The 17,157-nt window shown below is 67.8% G+C and carries 12 protein-coding genes; 8 read left to right on the top strand and 4 right to left on the bottom strand.

Annotation, left to right across the window (positions count from 1 at the left end; translation table 11 throughout):
* Nucleotides 1-313 precede the first annotated feature (313 nt).
* Together ACN2C8_RS16960 and ACN2C8_RS16955 are read right to left on the bottom strand one after the other, a co-directional pair.
* Entirely contained in the window at nucleotides 314-733 is a 420-nt protein-coding gene (locus tag ACN2C8_RS16960; protein ID WP_419253205.1) for an SWIM zinc finger family protein, read from the bottom strand.
* Nucleotides 733-1,134: a metallopeptidase family protein gene (locus tag ACN2C8_RS16955; protein WP_419255910.1), complete on the bottom strand. Its 402-nt coding sequence runs from the start codon at nucleotides 1,132-1,134 to the stop codon at nucleotides 733-735. The genes ACN2C8_RS16960 and ACN2C8_RS16955 overlap by 1 nt, the downstream gene beginning before the upstream one ends.
* A gap of 169 nt (nucleotides 1,135-1,303) precedes the next feature.
* On the opposite strand from ACN2C8_RS16955, the gene ACN2C8_RS16950 reads away from it, so the two are divergent.
* Both ACN2C8_RS16950 and ACN2C8_RS16945 read left to right on the top strand, forming a co-directional pair.
* Complete coding sequence (locus tag ACN2C8_RS16950; protein ID WP_419253204.1) at nucleotides 1,304-3,616, top strand: ATP-binding protein; 2,313 nt, start codon at nucleotides 1,304-1,306, stop codon at nucleotides 3,614-3,616.
* Nucleotides 3,617-3,628: 12 nt separating this feature from the next.
* Complete coding sequence (locus ACN2C8_RS16945) at nucleotides 3,629-3,988, top strand: DUF1304 domain-containing protein (RefSeq protein WP_419253203.1); 360 nt, start codon at nucleotides 3,629-3,631, stop codon at nucleotides 3,986-3,988.
* On the opposite strand, the gene ACN2C8_RS16940 is transcribed toward ACN2C8_RS16945, so the two are convergent.
* Nucleotides 3,985-5,538, bottom strand: a complete 1,554-nt coding sequence (locus tag ACN2C8_RS16940; RefSeq protein ID WP_419255909.1) for an ArnT family glycosyltransferase — start codon at nucleotides 5,536-5,538, stop codon at nucleotides 3,985-3,987. The two genes, ACN2C8_RS16945 and ACN2C8_RS16940, sit on opposite strands and share 4 nt — an antisense overlap.
* Before the next feature lie 246 nt (nucleotides 5,539-5,784).
* Here ACN2C8_RS16940 and ACN2C8_RS16935 point away from each other — a divergent pair, with 246 nt between their 5' ends.
* The 5 genes from ACN2C8_RS16935 to ACN2C8_RS16915 all read left to right on the top strand — a co-directional run bounded on the left by ACN2C8_RS16935 (nucleotide 5,785) and on the right by ACN2C8_RS16915 (nucleotide 14,319).
* A complete protein-coding gene (locus tag ACN2C8_RS16935; protein WP_419253202.1) occupies nucleotides 5,785-9,150 on the top strand; it encodes a TonB-dependent receptor in 3,366 nt (1,121 codons plus the stop codon).
* 165 nt (nucleotides 9,151-9,315) lie between these two features.
* Nucleotides 9,316-10,317: an agmatine deiminase family protein gene (locus ACN2C8_RS16930; protein ID WP_419253201.1), complete on the top strand. Its 1,002-nt coding sequence runs from the start codon at nucleotides 9,316-9,318 to the stop codon at nucleotides 10,315-10,317.
* Nucleotides 10,314-11,192, top strand: coding sequence for an N-carbamoylputrescine amidase (aguB, locus tag ACN2C8_RS16925; protein WP_419253200.1), 879 nt, complete (start codon nucleotides 10,314-10,316; stop codon nucleotides 11,190-11,192). Before ACN2C8_RS16930 ends, aguB begins: the two co-directional genes overlap by 4 nt.
* 133 nt (nucleotides 11,193-11,325) lie before the next feature.
* Nucleotides 11,326-13,362 carry a TonB-dependent receptor gene (locus ACN2C8_RS16920; protein WP_419253199.1) on the top strand — a complete coding sequence of 679 codons (2,037 nt, stop codon included), beginning with the start codon at nucleotides 11,326-11,328 and terminating at the stop codon, nucleotides 13,360-13,362.
* 165 nt (nucleotides 13,363-13,527) lie between these two features.
* Complete coding sequence (locus ACN2C8_RS16915) at nucleotides 13,528-14,319, top strand: SapC family protein (RefSeq protein WP_419253198.1); 792 nt, start codon at nucleotides 13,528-13,530, stop codon at nucleotides 14,317-14,319.
* A gap of 147 nt (nucleotides 14,320-14,466) precedes the next feature.
* On the opposite strand, the gene ACN2C8_RS16910 is transcribed toward ACN2C8_RS16915, so the two are convergent.
* On the bottom strand, nucleotides 14,467-14,859 hold the full coding sequence (locus ACN2C8_RS16910; RefSeq protein ID WP_419255908.1) for an acyl dehydratase: 393 nt from the start codon (nucleotides 14,857-14,859) through the stop codon (nucleotides 14,467-14,469).
* Nucleotides 14,860-14,971: 112 nt separating this feature from the next.
* Between ACN2C8_RS16910 and ACN2C8_RS16905 the strand changes: the two genes are divergently transcribed.
* Nucleotides 14,972-17,137, top strand: coding sequence for a protein-disulfide reductase DsbD family protein (locus tag ACN2C8_RS16905; RefSeq protein WP_419253197.1), 2,166 nt, complete (start codon nucleotides 14,972-14,974; stop codon nucleotides 17,135-17,137).
* The last annotated feature ends 20 nt before the right edge of the window (nucleotides 17,138-17,157 follow it).

Below are 17,157 nucleotides of genomic sequence, written 5' to 3'. Positions count from 1 at the left end.
CACCGTCCACAGCCAAAGGCACGTTAGGACGAACAATATCGCCCAAAGCATAAATAGCCCGGGGATATCGTTTACTAAAGTTTCGACCTGGGCAGCGTCAAAAGCCATTTTTTCTAAAATGGGTCAAAGGGGTTTATAGTCGCTTATGCTTAGACCTGAACATGTCTGTCTAGCGAAAGCCGCCATCCGCCGCAGCGGAGGCTGGCGCGCCCTGAAACCCTTGGTGGAATTGGAGCTCTGAGGTCAGGCCGTGTCAATGACGCCGCGCCGCGCCGTCGCGCGCGGCCGGCCTCAGGGCAGGCTCGCGTGAGCGCTACCCCTCGCGCCCGCCCTCCAGCGCCGCCAGCACATCCGGCCGCAACCGCGCCAGCTCGACCAGGCGCTCGATCAGGGCGTCCTGGCTTTCCAGGGCCAGGCCGTCGCGCAGGCGGGCCATTCGGCTCTGCGTCTTCTGCAGGCCGGCCGTGTCCAGCGCGTTGACGGCCGCCGCGACCCCGACCTGGTGCTTGCAGGCCCCGAACTTGTCGAAGCCCGGGCAGGTGCAGGTTCCCTCGGCGGGCAGGCGCAGCTCGACCACATAGAGCTCGCCGCCCTGGACATGGGCGGTGACGATCTCGTCCTCGAGGGCGATCAGCGCGACCGAACCGTCCTGGGCCAGGTCAAGGCCGTTGGCGAACGAGCCCTCGCTCATCCGGTCGCGGAAGGCCTCAAGCTCGAAGCGGGGCGGGGTCATCAGGCGTCGTCCTCGATACGGTGGATGTCGTCGTCGGACAGGCCGAAATGGTGGCCGATCTCGTGAACCAGCACGTGGCTGATCAGCTCGTCCAGGGTGACGTCGCCGCGCTCGCACCATTCGTCGAGGATCGGGCGGCGATACAGGAACACCGTCGACGGGTGGACGCCGGAGTCGAGCACCGAGCGGCGGCCCAGGTCCACGCCCTGATACAGTCCGGTCAGCTCGAACGGGTCTTCGATGCCCAGGTCGTCGAGCACGTCGTCGGCGGCGAAGTCCTCGATGCGGATTTCGACATCGGCCGACAGGCCGGCGAACGGCTCGGGCAGGGCCTTGAAGGCGGCCTGGGCCAGGGTGGCGAAATCATCGAGCGACGGGGCGGGGCGAGAGGTCCATTCCATAACTCTCAGATAGACCGATTGGCCGGTTTCGCCAGCCGCGTGCGACAGGCTGTCTATCGGGCCCTGCGACAGCCGTTCCGGTCGCGCTCTGGTCACGGCCCGACTAATCTGTGATTCTGATTCGCGGACCCACCTTCGTGGGCTGCCTGGGGCTTTAGCGACCGGCCTGATGACTTCGCATGAACTGATCCTCGCGGCAGCGGCCGGCGCGGTCTGCCTCGCCATTTGCGCGACGCTTTGGGCTCTGGCCCAGCGTCGGCGTTTCGAGGCCAGGCTGGCCGTACTGCAGGGCCGGCTGTCCAGTCTGGAGAGCGGCGCCCTGGCGGCTCAAGCCTCGGCGGAAGCCTTCGACAGCGCCCTGATCTCGGTCGAGGACGGCAAGGCCGCCCTCGTGTCCGGCGCCGACAGCCTGGGCGCCTGCGCCGTGGTGCTGGGCTGCGAGGCCCGGGCGCAAGAGGTGGTGGCCGCCCTGATGCTGCTGGATCCGGATCACACCGTGCGTCTGCGCGGCCTGTTCGAGCGCGGCGAGCCCTGCGCCTTCGAGGCCCAGGGCGCCGTCGGCTCCGTCTCCGTCGAAGGCCGCGCCGCCGGCGCTCTGGCCTGGCTGCGCCTGGCGGCTGCGGCGTCCAATGAGGAAGGCCTGCCGTCGGCCGCCCGCTTCGCCGCCTTTGTCGACGGCCTGGTCGAGCCGGCCTGGATCTCCAGCGCCGACGGCGCGCCGGTCTGGGGCAACGCCGCCTATCTGCGCGCCGTGGATGCGCCCTCGGCCGCGACGGCCGCCCTGGGCGGCAAGACCTTCGACCGCGCCGCCGACACCCTGGCCGTCGAGGCCGCGACCTCGGGCGAGCGTCGCGAGGCTCTGCGCTGGGTCAATGTCGACGGCCGCCGCCGCGCCTTCCGCGTCGCCGCCAAGTCACTGGACGGCGGCGGGGTCGGGGTGTTCTGCAGTGACGTCACCGAGATCGAGGATGTCCGCGACGCCCTTCGCAAACATGTCGAGGCTCACGACGAGACGCTGAACCACATCGCCGACGCCGTCGCGATCTTCAGCCAGACCCGCCGCCTGGCCTTCCACAACACCGCCTTCGCCGAACTATGGGGGCTTGAGCCCGCCTGGCTGGCCGATCGTCCGACCCATGGCGAGATTCTCGACCGCCTGCGCCAGCGCCGCCGCCTGCCCGAGACCATCGACTACGCCAAGTGGAAAGCCGAGGAGCTGGCCCACTACGAGGATCTGGGTCCCCAGGCCGACGACATGTGGGGTCTGCCTGATGGCCGGACGCTGAAGCTGGTGCGCCAGCCGCACCCGCTGGGCGGCATGCTGCTGCTCTATTCCGACATCACCGGCGAGCTGAAGCTGAAGGCCCAGTACAACGCCTTGATCCAGGTGCAGAAGGCCACGCTGGACAAGCTGAACGACGCCGTCGCCGTGTTCGGCTCCGACGGCCGGCTGCGGCTGCACAATGACGCCTTCGAGAGCTTCTGGAACGTCACGGCCCAGGCCCTGGAGGCGGCGGTCGATTTCGAAGGCGTGGTCGACCTGTGCGTGCCGCGTCTGCACGACCTGGCCTTCTGGCGCGAGCTGAAGGGCCGGGTCGCTGATCCCGATCCGCAGATGCGCGCGCCCACCTCGGGCGAGGTACGCACCTCCGACGGCCGCATCGTGCTGTATCAGAGCCGGCCGCTGCCCGATGGCGCGACCCTGATCGGCTTCACCGACGTCACCGACACCCGCGACCTGCAAAGCGCCCTGGCCGACCGCTCCGCCGCCCTGGCCGAGGCCGAGCGCCTGAAGCGCGACTTCGTCGGCAATGTCTCCTACGAGCTGCGCACCCCGCTCACCACGATCATCGGCTATTCGGAGCTGCTGGAACGGGCCGACGGCCTGCACGAGCGGGGCCGCAACCATGTGGCCGCCGTCCGCGCCGCCGCCACCCAGCTGGCCCGCTCGATCGACGACGTGCTGGACATGGCCCAGATCGACGCCGGCGAGATGGCGCTGGAGATCCAGGACATCCGGGTCATCGACCTTCTGGTCGAGGCGCGCGAGCGCGCCACCAAGGACGCCACCCTGGGCGGCGTGACCCTGAGCATCGAGTGCGCCGAGGATGTCGGCCTGATCCGCGGCGACCTCAAGCGCCTGTCCCAGACCCTGGACCATCTGGTCGAGAACGCCCTGCGCCAGACCCCGCCGGACGGCGTCGTCACGCTCTCGGCCCGCCGGGCGCTGGGCGAGGTGCGGCTGGACGTGCGCGACACCGGGCGCGGCGTGCCGTTCCATGTCCAGGCCCATATCTTCGACCGCTTTGTCGGTCGCGATCGCGGCGGCCCGGGCCTAGGCCTGGCCCTGGTCAAGGCCCTGGTCGAACTGCACGGCGGCTGGGTGGCGCTGGAAAGCGAGCCGGGTTCGGGCTCGACCTTCACCTGCCACCTGCCCGAGACCCAGCAGCCGGGCGCCATGCAGCCTGAACTGTCGTTCTAACGAGGTCGCGTCATGCTACTCGCCGCCCAGATCGCCGCCGGTCTCGTCCTGCTGATCCACATCTATATCGTGCTGCTGGAGACGGTGCTGTTCGACAGCCGGGGCAAGAAGGCCTTCGGCCTGACCGACGAGAACGCCGTCATCCTCAAGCCGGCGATGTCGAACCAGGGCTGCTATAACGGCTTTCTGGTCCTGGCCCTGGCGCTGGGGCTCTTCTATCCGGACCCCGTCACCGCCTCGGCCTTCCTGACTTTCGGCCTGGTTTGCGTGGCCATTGCCGGCGTCTGGGGCGCGGTGACCGTCAAAAAGTCGATCCTGCTGATCCAGACCGTTCCGGCGGTGGTGGCGCTGGTGCTGGGCTATCTGGCCTAGGGTTTCTTGCTGGCGGGCCTGGGCGGCAAACCCGTGACCGGGTCGCGGGGCAGGGGGCGGAAGTCCTCGGCGACGAACAGGTCCATGCGGCGCACATGCTTGCGGTCCAGACGTGTGCGGACGATTTCCAGCCCCGAGGTCCGGGCGAAGTCCTGCTCGATCTCGGCGCGGTAGTCGCCCTCCAGGCTGGCGATCAGGGTGCGGCGGCCGGAGGCGGCGGTCAGCGGGGCCTCGGTCTCGGCCTGGTTCTGCGGACGGGCCTCGTGCACCCACATCCTCAGCGGCGGGGCGCCGGGCGCGCTGAAATAGTCGCGGCCGTAATAGGCGGTGACGTTGAACAGGAAGCGGTCGTCCATGGCGATGCTGGTCAGGCCGCCGGCGGCCTGTTCCTCACGGGCCCTGGCGATGATCGTCTCCGCGCCCTGCTCCCAGCCGCGCACGCGCTTGAAGCTGTTGGACGCGCCGATGTTGTCGGCAATCCGGGGATTGACCATGCAGGCGATGAAGACCGCGCAGAACGCCGCCTGGATGGCGACGGCGGCGATCAGCCAGCGGCGGGCGTTCCAGCGCAGCAGCCAGGCTGCCGCCAGGATCGAGCCGGCGATGTAGGCCACGCCGGCCCAATTGGCGTTAGCGCGTGAGACGAAGGCCTGGGCGGCCACGGTTAGCAGGGGCGGGGCCGCCAGGCACAGCAGCAGAAGGTCAGCGGGCTGGAGCCGGCGCTGGGCGCCCAGCCAGATCGTCCCGCCGACCAGAGCCGCGAAGGGGATGGGGCCGAAGACGCCGAACTGCGAGCCGATGAACTCCATCAGTTCGCGGATGTTGAACAGTTGACGGGCGTTCCAGTTGGCGTTGGAGGCGGTGTGCTCCAGCGTCGCAAATTGGTGGGTCAGGTTCCAGGCCAGGTTGGGCGAGAAGACGATCGCCAGGGCGGCCAGGGCGGCGGCGGCCATCGGCAGCGTCCAGACCTGACGCGCTTCGCGCGATGCGGCGAGATGGGCGCCCAGGCCGACCAGTACATACACCGCTGCATATTTCGACAGGAAGGCCAGGCCCAGGGCGGCCCCCAGGGCGACGGCGACCGGCAGCCTGTGGCGGGCCTCCAGCGCCGGGAGAGACACATAGGCCCAGATGGTCAGGGACAGGAAAAACAGCAGCGGCGCGTCGGTGGTGATCACGCCCGACGACAGCTGGATGCCCGGCATCAGGGCGTAAAGCGCCGCCGCCGCCAGGCTGGTCCAGCCGCCATAGAGCCTGCCGGCGATGCGGGCGATGACCAGGGCCGTGCCGCCGTGCAGGAACAGCGCCGAAATCCGCACCCAGGCCTCGGAGTCGCCACCGATGGCGGTGGTGGCCCAGATCAGCCAGGCGATCATCGGCGGCTTGGAGAAATAGCCGAAATCCAGGGTCCGCGACCACAGCCAGTACTGGGCCTCGTCCGGGTAGAGCTCGAACGGTGTTGCGAACAGGGCGGCCAGCCGAAGGATCGTCAGCACGCCGACCATGCACAGCGTCAGTCGCCACACGCGCGTACCGTCCGGTTGCGTCATTTCATCAAGCGCCACGCTGAGTTCTCCGGCACAAGTAAGAAACTCCTGACCAAATGTGTTGCAAAGGCGCCGATGGCGGAGGGTTTGTGGCCCGCCGTGGCCTTTCCGTCACCAAACCTTCGAAATCCCCGGCTAAGGAAGCCGCTAACATGGGTGCGATGTTTCTCTTTTCTATCGAGAGCGCGCCGGAATAAGGGGATTGCAATGATTTCGATGAAAAGGCTCGCCGGTGGGGCAGCCCTTACCGTGCTCGCGCTCGCCGCGTCCAGCGCGGTTTACGCTCAGGAAACAACCGCAGCCGTCCGCGGTGCGGTGACAGGTGAAGGCGGAGCGCCGGTCGCCGGCGCCGCCGTCACCATCGTTCACACCCCGTCGGGCACGCGCTCGACCACGGTTTCGGGTGCCAACGGCACCTATGACGCCCGCGGCCTCCGCGTCGGCGGCCCCTACGAAATCACCGTCCAGGCCCCGGGCCTGGATAGCAAGAAGGTCTCGGACGTCTATCTGACGCTGGCCGACACCCAGCGCGTCGATATCGACCTGGCCTCGACTGCGGTCGAAGCCGTGGTGGTCACCGCCTCGGCCGCTGGCACCAGCGAAACCGGTCCCAAGACTGTCCTGAACCGCGACGCCATCGAAGCCGTCGTCTCGATCAACCGCGACGTCCGTGATCTGGCGCGCCGCGACATCCTGGTCTCGCAGAACGTCCGCAACGATGGCGGCATCTCGATCGCCGGCTCGAACCCGCGCACCAACCGCATCACCATCGACGGCGTCGCCGCCCAGGACCCCTACGGCCTGGAAACCGGTGGCCTGCCCACCGCGCGCGGCCCGATCTCGCTGGATGCCGTTGAGCAGTTCAGCGTTGCCGCCGTCCCCACCGACGTCGAGAACGGCTCGTTCACGGGCGGCGCCCTGAACATCGTCCTGCGCTCGGGCGGCAATGACTTCCACGGCAGCGCCTTCGTCAACTATCTTAATGAAGGCCTGATCGGTCGCCACATCGGCAGCCAGCGCATCACGCCGCTGATCAGCCAGAAGAACTATGGCGGCTTCCTGTCGGGCCCGATCTGGAAGGACAAGCTGTTCTTCGCCGGCTCGTACGAAAAGTACCAAACCCTTGACGTCACCGGCACCGGTCCGGCCGGCGCGGGTTTCGCGACGCCCTTCGCCAACAACCTGAGCCAGGCCACGATCGACCAGGTCGTCGGCATCTATAACAGCGCCTACGCCAGCGACTTCGCCGCCGGCTCCATCCTGCGCTCCACCCCGGTCACCGACGAGAAGTACTCGGCCAAGATCGACTGGAACATCAACGACCAGCACCGCGCCAGCCTCAGCTATCGCCGCGCCGAGTCGCTGTTCACCTCGCGGACCGACCTGGGCACCACCACCGCTGCCCTCGACTCGCACTGGTACGACGCGACCTATCTCGACGAGGGCACCACCCTCGAGATCAACTCGGACTGGACTGACCGTCTGTCGACGACCGTTCGCGCCACCTATCGCGACTGGGTCAAGGGCCAGAACCCCAAGAGCGGTCAAAACTATTCGGACGTGACCATCTGTACGGCCCCGACCGCCGACAGCGCCCCGACCAACTCGACGCTCACCAGCTGCGCCAGCGGCTTCTCGTCGGTGCGCTTCGGACCTGACGCCTTCCGTCACGCCAATCAGCTGGACATCCAGGAAGCGGTGTTCCAGGGCACGGCCACCTACTCGCTCGACGATCACGTCTTCAAGTTCGGCTATCAGGGCTCGAACAAGGAAGTGTTCAACGTGTTCGTGCCGAACTCGCGCGGCACCTACTACTTCGACTCGATCGCCGACTTCTCGGCCGGCCGCGCCAACTCGCTGACCTACAGCAACTCGGTCACCGGCAAGGCCAACGACGCCGCCGCCGACTTCAAGTACTGGATGCACTCGCTGTACGCCCAGGACTCGCTGGACGTCACGGACGACATCAAGGTCACGGCGGGCTTCCGCTTCGACTGGATCAAGATGGACGACGTTCCGGCCACCAACCCGAACTTCGTGGCCCGCAACGGCTTCACCAACGCCAAGACCCTGGACGGCCTGAGCATCCTGATGCCGCGCGTCTCGGCGACCTGGCGCGTGACCGACAGCCTCAAGCTGAACGCCGGCTTTGGCCTGTTCTCGGGCGGCCAGCCCGAAGTGCTTTTCGCCACCCCGTTCTACAACAACGGCTATGAGATCGCCGGCACCACCATCCGCCGCTGCATCACCGCCGCGTCGAACTGCACCGGCGCCAACGGCTATCTGGAATCCTCGACCTCGGCGTCGGTCACGCCTGGCTTCAACGCCGCTGTCGGCGCCGCCGCCCTGGACAACCTCAACAGCTTCTCGGGCTTCGGGTATCAGATCCCGACCCTGGTGAAGTCGTTCCAGGAAGGCACCCTGGCCGGCACCCCGGGCATCAACCCGACCAACGAAGTCATCGCCCTGAACCCGGCCTTCCAACTGCCGGCCGAATGGAAGCTGTACTTCGGCGCCAACTGGGAAGTGTATGACGGCTGGAACCTGGACGTTCAGTATGTAGCCACCCAGGCCCAGGACGCCGTGACCTTCGTTGATACCCGCGCCCAGCCGCTGGTGATCAACGGCCAGCGCGCCCTGACCCCGGACGGCCGTCCTCGTTATGACGGTCTGACCCTGTCGTCCACGGCCCGCGCCGCCCAGGGCGTGTCTTCGGTCAACCCCGGCGACAACCGCGACCTGATCACCAACAACATCGACAAGGGTGAAGCCTTCACCTTCGGCGTCGGTCTGTCCAAGTCCTTCGACTTCGGCCTGGACCTGGGCTTCGGCTATGCCCGTCAGAACATCGACGAGTCGAACGCCGGTCTGCGCTTCGGCACCACCGCCGGCTCGCTGTACAACAGCGTTCCGGCCGGCCTGGATCCGGCCCGCGATGCCTATGGCACCGCCCTGGAAGAGATCAAGGACCGCTACAAGCTGGAAGCCGGTTACCGGAAGAAGTTCTTCGGCGACAACGAGACGCGCATCTCCCTGTTTGCTGAGCGTACCTCGGGTCGTCCCTTCGGCTTCACCATGGGCGACGCCGCTTCGGGCCGTAGCCCGGTGTTTGGTGTGAACCGCGCCGCACAGCTGCTGTACGTGCCGGACATCAAGGGCGACACCAACACCGCTGACCTGCAGATCGGCAACGTCTTCTTCATCGACGCCGCCAACCGCGACCGGTTCATCGGTTATGTGAACCAGTTCGGCCTGAAGCCGGGCATCCTTGAGAAGTATTCGAACACCAACAAGGACCTGAACCGCGTCGACCTGCAGCTCAGCCAGGAACTGCCGACCCTGATCGACGGCCACAAGCTGAAGGTCCAGTTCGACATCCGCAACCTGCTGAACCTGATCGATCGCGATTGGGGCAAGGTCGAGGAATACGGCGACGCCACCACCCTGGCCCGCGTCGGCTGCGTTGCCGCCAACGGCGCCGCTCTGGCCTCCACGGCCAATGCCACCTGCCCGGCCTATGTGTATTCGCTGGTTCCGACTTCGATCACCAAGACCCGCGGCGATGTCAAAAACTCGCTGTGGACCATGCAGATCTCGCTGCGTTACGAGTTCTAACGAACCCGTCACCTCGACGAACAGGAAGGGCGGCCCCGCAACGGGCCGCCCTTTTTGTTTTGTCGCCCCCATCTGTTAGAAAACGTCATTTGCTAGAACCCCTGCTTGACCCCCGGTCCTCCAGGGGCCATCTGCGCCACCCCTAGTGATCCAGGCTTTCGACACATGACCCCGACCGTTCCCGCCGAGTGGGCGCCGCACCGTGCGATGTGGGTGGGCTTTCCCAGCCACGCCGAACTGTGGCGCGAAGACCTGCCGGTCGCCCAGAAGGAGGTCGCCGATTTGGCCCGCGCCCTGGCCGGCCCCGGCGCCGAGCGCGTGCGGCTGATGGTGGTGGGCGACGAAGCCGAGGCCGCCGCCAGGGCCCTGCTGGCCGACACCACGGTCGAGATCGTGCGCGGCACGTTCGGCGACATCTGGCTGCGCGACACCGGCCCGATCTATGTCGAGACCCCCGACGGCCCGGTCGCCGCCGGTTTCGAGTTCAACGGCTGGGGCGGCAAGTTCGAGATGGAGGGCGACGACATCGTCGCCGAGCAGATCGCGGCCGCCTCGGGCACGCCCCTGACCCGCAACAGCTTCGTGCTGGAGGGCGGCTCGCTGGACCATGACGGCCTGGGCACGGTGCTCAGCACCCGCCAGTGCCTGCTCAACGAGAACCGCAACGGCGACTTCGACGAGGCCAAGGCCTTCGCGGCGCTGTCCAAGGCGCTGGGCGTCAAGAAGGTGCTGTGGCTGGGCGATGGCCTGCTGAACGACCACACCGACGGCCATATCGACAACCTGGCCCGCTTCGTCGCGCCCGGCGTTGTGGCCTGTCCGATGGCCTTCGGAGCCGATGATCCCAATGCCGAGGTCTATGCCGACGCCGCCCGCACCCTGGCCGGCATGACCGACAGCCGAGGCTCGCCCCTGCAGGTGGTGCGCATCCCGTCGCCGGGCCGGATCCTCGACGAGGACGGTGAGCCGATCCCGGCCTCGCACATGAACTTCCTGATCGCCAATGAGGCGGTGATCGTCCCGATCTATGCGCAGGAGTCCGGGGCCTTCGCCGTCGAGGTGATCCAGGGCCTGTTCCCCGAGCGCGAGGTCATCGGCCTGCCCTCGACCGCGATCCTGACCGGCGGCGGCTCGTTCCACTGCATCAGCCAGCAGGAGCCCGCATGACCCGGACCCTGAACGTCGCCGCGATCCAGACCTCTTACGGGATGGATCTGCAGGCCAATATCAAGAAGACCGAGGGCTTTATCCGTGAGGCCGCCGCCGGCGGGGCGCAGGTGATCCTGCCGTCCGAGCTGTTCCAGGGGCCGTATTTCTGCGTGACCCAGGAAGAAAAGTGGTTCGCCGAGGCCCATCCGTGGCGGGAGCATCCGGTGGTCAAGGCCATCGCGCCCCTGGCCGGCGAGCTGGGCGTGGTGATCCCGATCTCGATCTTCGAGCGCGAAGGCCCGCACTATTTCAACAGCGTGGTCATGGCCGACGCCGACGGCGCGATGCTGGGCCTCTATCGCAAGAGCCATATCCCCGACGGTCCCGGCTACCAGGAGAAGTACTATTTCCGGCCCGGCGACACCGGCTTCAAGGTCTGGGACACGCGTTTTGGCCGTCTGGGCGTCGGCATCTGCTGGGACCAGTGGTATCCTGAGGCGGCGCGCGCCATGGCGCTGATGGGGGCCGAGGCGCTGTTCTATCCGACCGCCATCGGCAGCGAGCCGCATGACCCGACGCTGAACACCACCCTGCCGTGGCAGCGGGCCATGCAAGGGCATGCGGTCAGCAATGTGATCCCGGTGATCGGTGCCAACCGCATCGGCTTCGAGCCCTGGGAAAACTACCCCAATGGCGGCCAGCAGTTCTATGGCTCCAGCTTCATCGCCGACCATCGCGGTGATCTGGTCAGCGAGCTGGGCCGCGACGACGAGGGCCTGGTGGCGGCGTCGTTCGATCTCGACTACCTGCAGACCCACCGCGCGGCCTGGGGCTTCTTCCGCGACCGGCGCCCGGATCTTTATGGTGCGCTGGCCAGCCCGCGTCCGGTCTAGGCTAAACCTGCGCCGCTTTCGGGCACCGGGCTCAAGGTGGCAGATTGAGCGCGAAGCCGCTTGACGAGTCGATATGTTATTTCATAACACCTCAACCGAGGCCGTTACCCCGGTCAAGGTTCAGGATTGTTCGATGCTTCGTCGTGCTTGTTTCTCCGCCGTCAGCCTGCTGGCCTTGACTGTCGCCGCCACCGCCCAGGCTGAAGTGGCGCCTGCCGCCACCGCGCCGGCGGCCGTGGAGGACGCCGAGGTCTCCAAGGTGGTCGTCACCGCCGCCCCCTATGCGGTGTCGGCCGATAACCTGACTGCCAGTGTCGCGATCGTCGACCGCACCGATCTGGATCTTGCTCCGCCCAGTGGCCTGGGCGACCTGCTCAGCGGCATGCCCGGCGTGCGCTCGACCGCCTTCGGCGCCGGCGCCAGCCGTCCGGTGGTGCGCGGCCTGGCCGGTCCCCGCGTTCAGGTGCTGACCAATGGCGTGGGCCAGATCGACGCCAGCGCCCTGTCGCCCGACCACCAGGTGGCCACCGATCCCGGCGAGGCCGAGCGCATTGAGGTGCTGCGCGGCCCGGCGGCCCTGGCCTATGGCGGCTCGGCCATCGGCGGGGTGATCAATATCATCGACGACCGCATTGCCAGCCGCGCCCCGGAAGGCGGCTATAGCGGCCGGCTACTGGCCTCGGGCGCGACGGGCGATGACAGCTATGCGGTCTCCGGCGCCATCCATGCGGCGGTCGGCCCGCTGGTCCTCACCCTGGACGGCCTGAAGCGCGTTGCGGACGACTATGAAATTCCGGTCTTCGCCGAATCCCGTCGCCTGCTGGCCTCCGAAGGCGAGACCGCCGAGGGCGGCGGCGGCAAGCTTGCCAATACGGCGGTGGATCTCGACGCCATCGGGGCGGGCGTCTCCTATGTCGGCGCCGACGGTTTCATCGGCGTCTCGGTCAAGAAGACTGACACGACCTACGGGGTCCCCGGCCACGCCCACGAGGAGCCGGGCGTCGAGGCGGAAGGGCCGGTCACCATCGGCCTGACCCAGACCCGCATCGACCTGCGCGGCGAGTACAACAAGCCCTTCGGCCCCTTCGCCAAGCTGCGCGCCTCAGCTGGACAGGCCGACTATGAGCACACCGAGTTCGAGGGCGACGCGGTCGGCACCAAGTTCATGTCCGACGGCTATGAGGGCCGCCTGGAACTTGTCCAGACCGAGCGCGGCGGCTGGAAGGGCGCGGTGGGCGTCCAGGCCCTGCGCCGCAACTTCGACGCCCAGGGCGCCGAGGCCTATGTGCCCAAGACGCAGATCACCGAGTATGGCGCCTTCACCCAGCAGCGGGTCGAGAAGGCCGGCTGGGGCTATGAGGGCGGTCTGCGCATCGATTATCGCGATCTGGACAGCCTGAAAGGCCAGGCCGACTTCACCAACATTTCCGGCTCGCTGGGGGTCTTCACCCGACCGTCGGACGCGGTGTTCTTCGGCGTGGCCCTGTCGCGCAACAGCCGCGCCCCGACCGAAGCGGAACTGTTCGCCGAAGGCCCGCACGTGGCCACGCGCGGCTTCGAGATCGGCGATGCGAATCTGGGCGAGGAAACCGCCTGGTCGGTCGAGGCCACCGCCCACTATACCGGCCCACGCCTGAGCGCCGACCTGCACCTGTTCACCGCCCGGTATGACGGCTTCATCGACCTGCGCCCGACCGGCGCCGAGGAAGACGGCCTGGCGGTCTATCAGTACATCCAGACCAAGGCCGACTTTCGGGGCTTCGAGGTCGAGAGCAGCTACAAGGCCTGGCGCAGGGAAGACCAGAGCCTGACCCTGGAAGCCTCTGGCGACTTCGTGCGCGGCGCGACGGATCTGGGTCCGCCGGCCCGCATCCCGTCCTATTCGGTGACAGGCCGGGCGATCTATGACGCCCGCTTCTGGACCGCTCGTGTCGAGGCCCGTCGTGTCGGCGAGCAGAACCGCGTGGCCCAGGGCGAGCTGCCGACCGACGCCTATACGGTGCTGAACGCCTCCGTGGCCTGGAAGCCGAAGGGCGACGGCCAGCTGCGGGTGTTCCTGGACGGCCGCAACCTGACCGACGCGGAGATCCGCGAGCACGCCTCGTTCCTCAAGGACATCGCGCCGTCGGCCGGCCGTTCGGTGCGCGCGGGCGTCGCCTGGCGCTTCTAGAGACCCTTGTCGGGCGGACGGCGTTCGCTCGACAGTGGAAAGGGCGGCCGCGATATCCCCGGTCGGGACGGGTCGATTGCCGGGGCGCCTGGGATCGGCTAGAAGCGCCAAGCCCTTTACGGCCGCTCGCGCGTCCGCCCTTTCAGCTTTTTTGTAGAGCTATCCATGGAATCGACTCAGACCGCCGGCGGCATCTCCGGCAACGTTCTGTTCTACGTCTCGCCTGAGCCGCTGAACCGCGAGCAACATGCCAAGCTCGCCCTCGTCCACAACGAGAAGCCCTACAGCTTTGCCTCGACCGGTACCGCCGTTCCGCTGACGGTCACCGAGTTCGCGCCGGCTGCCCTGTCGTTCCCGGTGATCTTCGCCGGTGACGACCGCGTGCCCCTGGCCGTCATGGGCCTGAACAACGGCGAGAACCTGTTCGTCAACGCCGACGGCTCGATCGACGCGGGCGTCTACATCCCCGCCTATATCCGTCGCTATCCTTTCGTGCTGGCCAATGACGAAAGCCAGGACCGCCTGATCGTCTGCATCGACAAGGGCTCCAGCCTGCTGTCGGAAGCCGGCGAAACCAAGCTGTTCGACGAAAAGGGCGAGCCCACCGAATACACCCAGAACTGCATCAAGTTCTGCGACGACTTCGAAGCCGAACGCCGCCGCACCGACTCGTTCGTGCAGCTGCTGAAGGACAATGACCTGTTCGAACTGAAGACCGCCATCTTCACCCCGACCGACGAAGCCGGCCAGCCGGGCCAGCCGCAGACCGTCGCCGAATATTACGGCGTGTCGGAAGAGAAGCTGAACGCCCTGCCGGTCGAGAAGCTGCGCGAACTGCAAACCAACGGCGCCCTGGCCCAGATCTATGCGCACCTGGTGTCGCTGGTCGGCTGGGACCGCCTGATCGCCGTCGCCATGGTCCGCCAGGCGGCCGCGGCGGGTGTGGTTGTGAACTAAGACAAGCTTCCTTCGGGAGGCTCTGAATTGGGCGGCGGGGCTTCGGCTTCGCCGCCTTTTTCTTGGGCGTCGTGCCGCATCTCTCTGCGTCACCCCGGGACTTGTTCCCGGGATAGCGAGAATATGTAGCCGGGGCGGAGCCACTCCCTACCGGGCGAAAATGCTCCGGGTCAGGCACGAAAAGACCAGCCGCCCGGCCTCATCCAGCAGGTCGTGCTGGGCGATGATCATGCCCTTGCCTTCGCCGACCGGGTCCTTGCCCATCACCGTCATGCGGCCGCGCAGCAGTTCGCCGACCGGCGGGTTGCGCATCCAGCGCAGGGCGTCGACGCCCAGGCGCTTGGTCTGGGGCCAGGCGGCGCTGGCCTCGGCGTCGAGGCGCGACCAGATGGCGAAGACCATCACGTCGGGGGCGCCGTTCTCGGGCGGCCAGCCGGGGGCGAAGGCGGCGATGAAGGCCTCCAGCGCCTTGCCCTCCACGGCGCGCGTGCCCAGGGACACGACCTGACCAATCTCGATATCGTCGAACGCGGCGGGCATGTCTGAAGTCTCACTTTGAATCGTCATCGACTGTCCATGGTCGGTCGGTCCTTGTCGAGAGCGCGTGGGCGGGCCATGTGTCCCTGACGCTTATTTGGCTCGGGCAGGCTTCATGTTGATCCGGAAACTTCTCGTGGCTGTGCAGGCCGTGCTCTTTGCCGGTCTTCTTGCCGGCTCGGGCGGCGGCCAGGCCCTGGCGGGCCCGGTCAATACCGGTCACATCGAAGCCGAGCTGGTGGCCCAGGACGCCGCCGCCGTTCCCGGCGCCACGATCTATGTGGCCCTGCGTCAGAAGATCCAGCCGGGCTGGCATACCTATTGGCGCAATCCGGGCGACGCGGGCGATGCCACCAAGATCGTCTGGACCCTGCCGACCGGCTGGACCGCCGGCGACATCGTCTGGCCGACCCCGGAAAAAAGCCGCGTCGGGCCGCTGCTCGACTATGCCTATAAGGGCGAGGTTCTGCTGCCCGTGCCGATCATGGTGCCCGTCGACGCCCGCCCGGGCTCGACCGTCACCCTGAAGGCCGCCGCCGACTTTCTGGTCTGCGAAGAGATCTGCATCCCCGAGGGCGCGGTCCTGACCCTGGACATGCTCATCGTGGCCGGCGCGCCGGGCCCGGATCCGAAATGGGGCGCCGTCGTCGCCAAAACCCTGGCCGACGCCCCCAAGTCCGCCGGTTTGAAGGCCGTCTTCAAGCTGGAGGGCGGCGTGCTGAAGCTGGCCGTGACCGGCGCGCCGCTGAAGGGCGCCGACATGGCCGGCGCCTACTTCTATCCCTATTCTGGCAAGGTCATCGACCATGCCGCCGACCAGACCATCGAGCGCGGTCCCGAGGGCCTGACCCTGGGCCTGACGCCCGGCTACGACTTCACCAGCGGGTCCGCGCCCGCTGAACTGTCGGGCGTGCTGGCCCTGAAGGGGCAGTCCTTCGAGGTGACGGCGACGGCGGGCGATCCCCCCGCCACGGCATCGGGCCTGGGCGCGCCGCCCTCCGAAGCCAAGGGGGCCGCGAAAGGGCCGGTCGACGCCAAGGGCCTGCTCACCGCCCTGGTCTTTGCCTTCCTGGGCGGGCTGATCCTGAACCTGATGCCGTGCGTCTTCCCGGTGCTGTCGATGAAGGCCGCCAGCCTGGCCGGTCACGCCCACGATCCAGGCAAGACCCGCCTGCAGGGCCTGGCCTTCCTGGTCGGGGTGGTCGCCACCTTCCTGGCCCTCGCTGGCCTCTTGATCGCGGTGCGGGCCGGCGGCGCGGCGGTGGGCTGGGGCTTCCAGCTGCAGTCGCCGGTCGTGGTGGCCAGCCTGGCCCTGGTCATGCTGCTGGTGGCGCTGAACATGTCGGGTGTCTTCGAGTTCGGGACCTCGGTCCAGGGCGTCGGCGGCAGCATCTCGGCGCGTGGCGGCGTGACCGGCGCCTTCTTCACCGGGGCCCTGGCCGTGGTGGTGGCCGCCCCCTGCACCGCGCCGTTCATGGCCGGCGCCCTGGGCTTTGCCCTGGTCCAGCCGCCGCTGATCTCGCTGTCGGTGTTCCTGGCCCTGGCCCTGGGCTTTGCCGCCCCGTTTGTGATCCTGACCTTCGCGCCCGCCCTGCTGGCGCGGCTGCCGCGTCCCGGCGTCTGGATGGACACGCTGAAGAAGGGCCTGGCCTTCCCGATGTATGGCACGGCGGCCTGGCTGGTCTGGGTGTTCAGCCAGCAGACCGGGTCGATCGCCCTGGGCCAGGTACTCGCCGCCGCCGTGCTGCTGGCCTTCGGCGCCTGGCTGTACGGCCACGCCCAGACCCGCCGCGCCGTCGGCAAGCCCAGCCTGGTTCCGCTGCTGCTGGCCCTGCTGAGCCTGGCCGGCGCCATCGCCCTGACGGCCCTGACCCTGCAGGCTCCGGGGCCTGTCGCCGCGACGGCCCAGGCCTCGACGCCCAGCGGTCCGGGTCTGGCCTCTGAGCCCTGGTCGCCGGAGCGTGTCGCCGCCCTGCGGGCGCAGGGCCGGCCTGTAATGGTCGACTTCACCGCCGCCTGGTGCGTGACCTGTCAGGTCAACGAGAAGGTGGCCCTGTCCAGCGCCGGAGTCGCCCAGGTGTTCAGGGACAGGAACGCCGTCCTGCTGAAAGCCGACTGGACCAACCGCGACGCCACCATCGCCGCCGCCCTGGCCGAGCATGGCCGAGCCGGGGTGCCGCTGTATCTGGTCTATCCGGCCAAGGGCGGGCCTCCGGTCATCCTGCCGCAGCTGCTGACCGAGGGCATGGTGATCGAGGCCATCGAGAAGGCGGCCTCCTGACCGGGCTTCCCAGATAACGC

The organism is Caulobacter sp. ErkDOM-C, from assembly GCF_048541825.1.
Classification (GTDB): Bacteria; Pseudomonadota; Alphaproteobacteria; order Caulobacterales; family Caulobacteraceae; genus Caulobacter.
This window is presented reverse-complemented; position numbering and strand designations above follow the sequence as displayed.

Coding starts and splice junctions, on each gene's coding strand:
- ACN2C8_RS16960 (WP_419253205.1), bottom strand. CDS start 733: ATGACCCCGCCCCGCTTCGAGCTTGAGGCCTTCCGCGACCGGATGAGC.
- ACN2C8_RS16955 (WP_419255910.1), bottom strand. CDS start 1,134: ATGGAATGGACCTCTCGCCCCGCCCCGTCGCTCGATGATTTCGCCACC.
- ACN2C8_RS16950 (WP_419253204.1), top strand. CDS start 1,304: ATGACTTCGCATGAACTGATCCTCGCGGCAGCGGCCGGCGCGGTCTGC.
- ACN2C8_RS16945 (WP_419253203.1), top strand. CDS start 3,629: ATGCTACTCGCCGCCCAGATCGCCGCCGGTCTCGTCCTGCTGATCCAC.
- ACN2C8_RS16940 (WP_419255909.1), bottom strand. CDS start 5,538: ATGACGCAACCGGACGGTACGCGCGTGTGGCGACTGACGCTGTGCATG.
- ACN2C8_RS16930 (WP_419253201.1), top strand. CDS start 9,316: ATGACCCCGACCGTTCCCGCCGAGTGGGCGCCGCACCGTGCGATGTGG.
- aguB (WP_419253200.1), top strand. CDS start 10,314: ATGACCCGGACCCTGAACGTCGCCGCGATCCAGACCTCTTACGGGATG.
- ACN2C8_RS16920 (WP_419253199.1), top strand. CDS start 11,326: ATGCTTCGTCGTGCTTGTTTCTCCGCCGTCAGCCTGCTGGCCTTGACT.
- ACN2C8_RS16915 (WP_419253198.1), top strand. CDS start 13,528: ATGGAATCGACTCAGACCGCCGGCGGCATCTCCGGCAACGTTCTGTTC.
- ACN2C8_RS16910 (WP_419255908.1), bottom strand. CDS start 14,859: ATGCCCGCCGCGTTCGACGATATCGAGATTGGTCAGGTCGTGTCCCTG.
- ACN2C8_RS16905 (WP_419253197.1), top strand. CDS start 14,972: ATGTTGATCCGGAAACTTCTCGTGGCTGTGCAGGCCGTGCTCTTTGCC.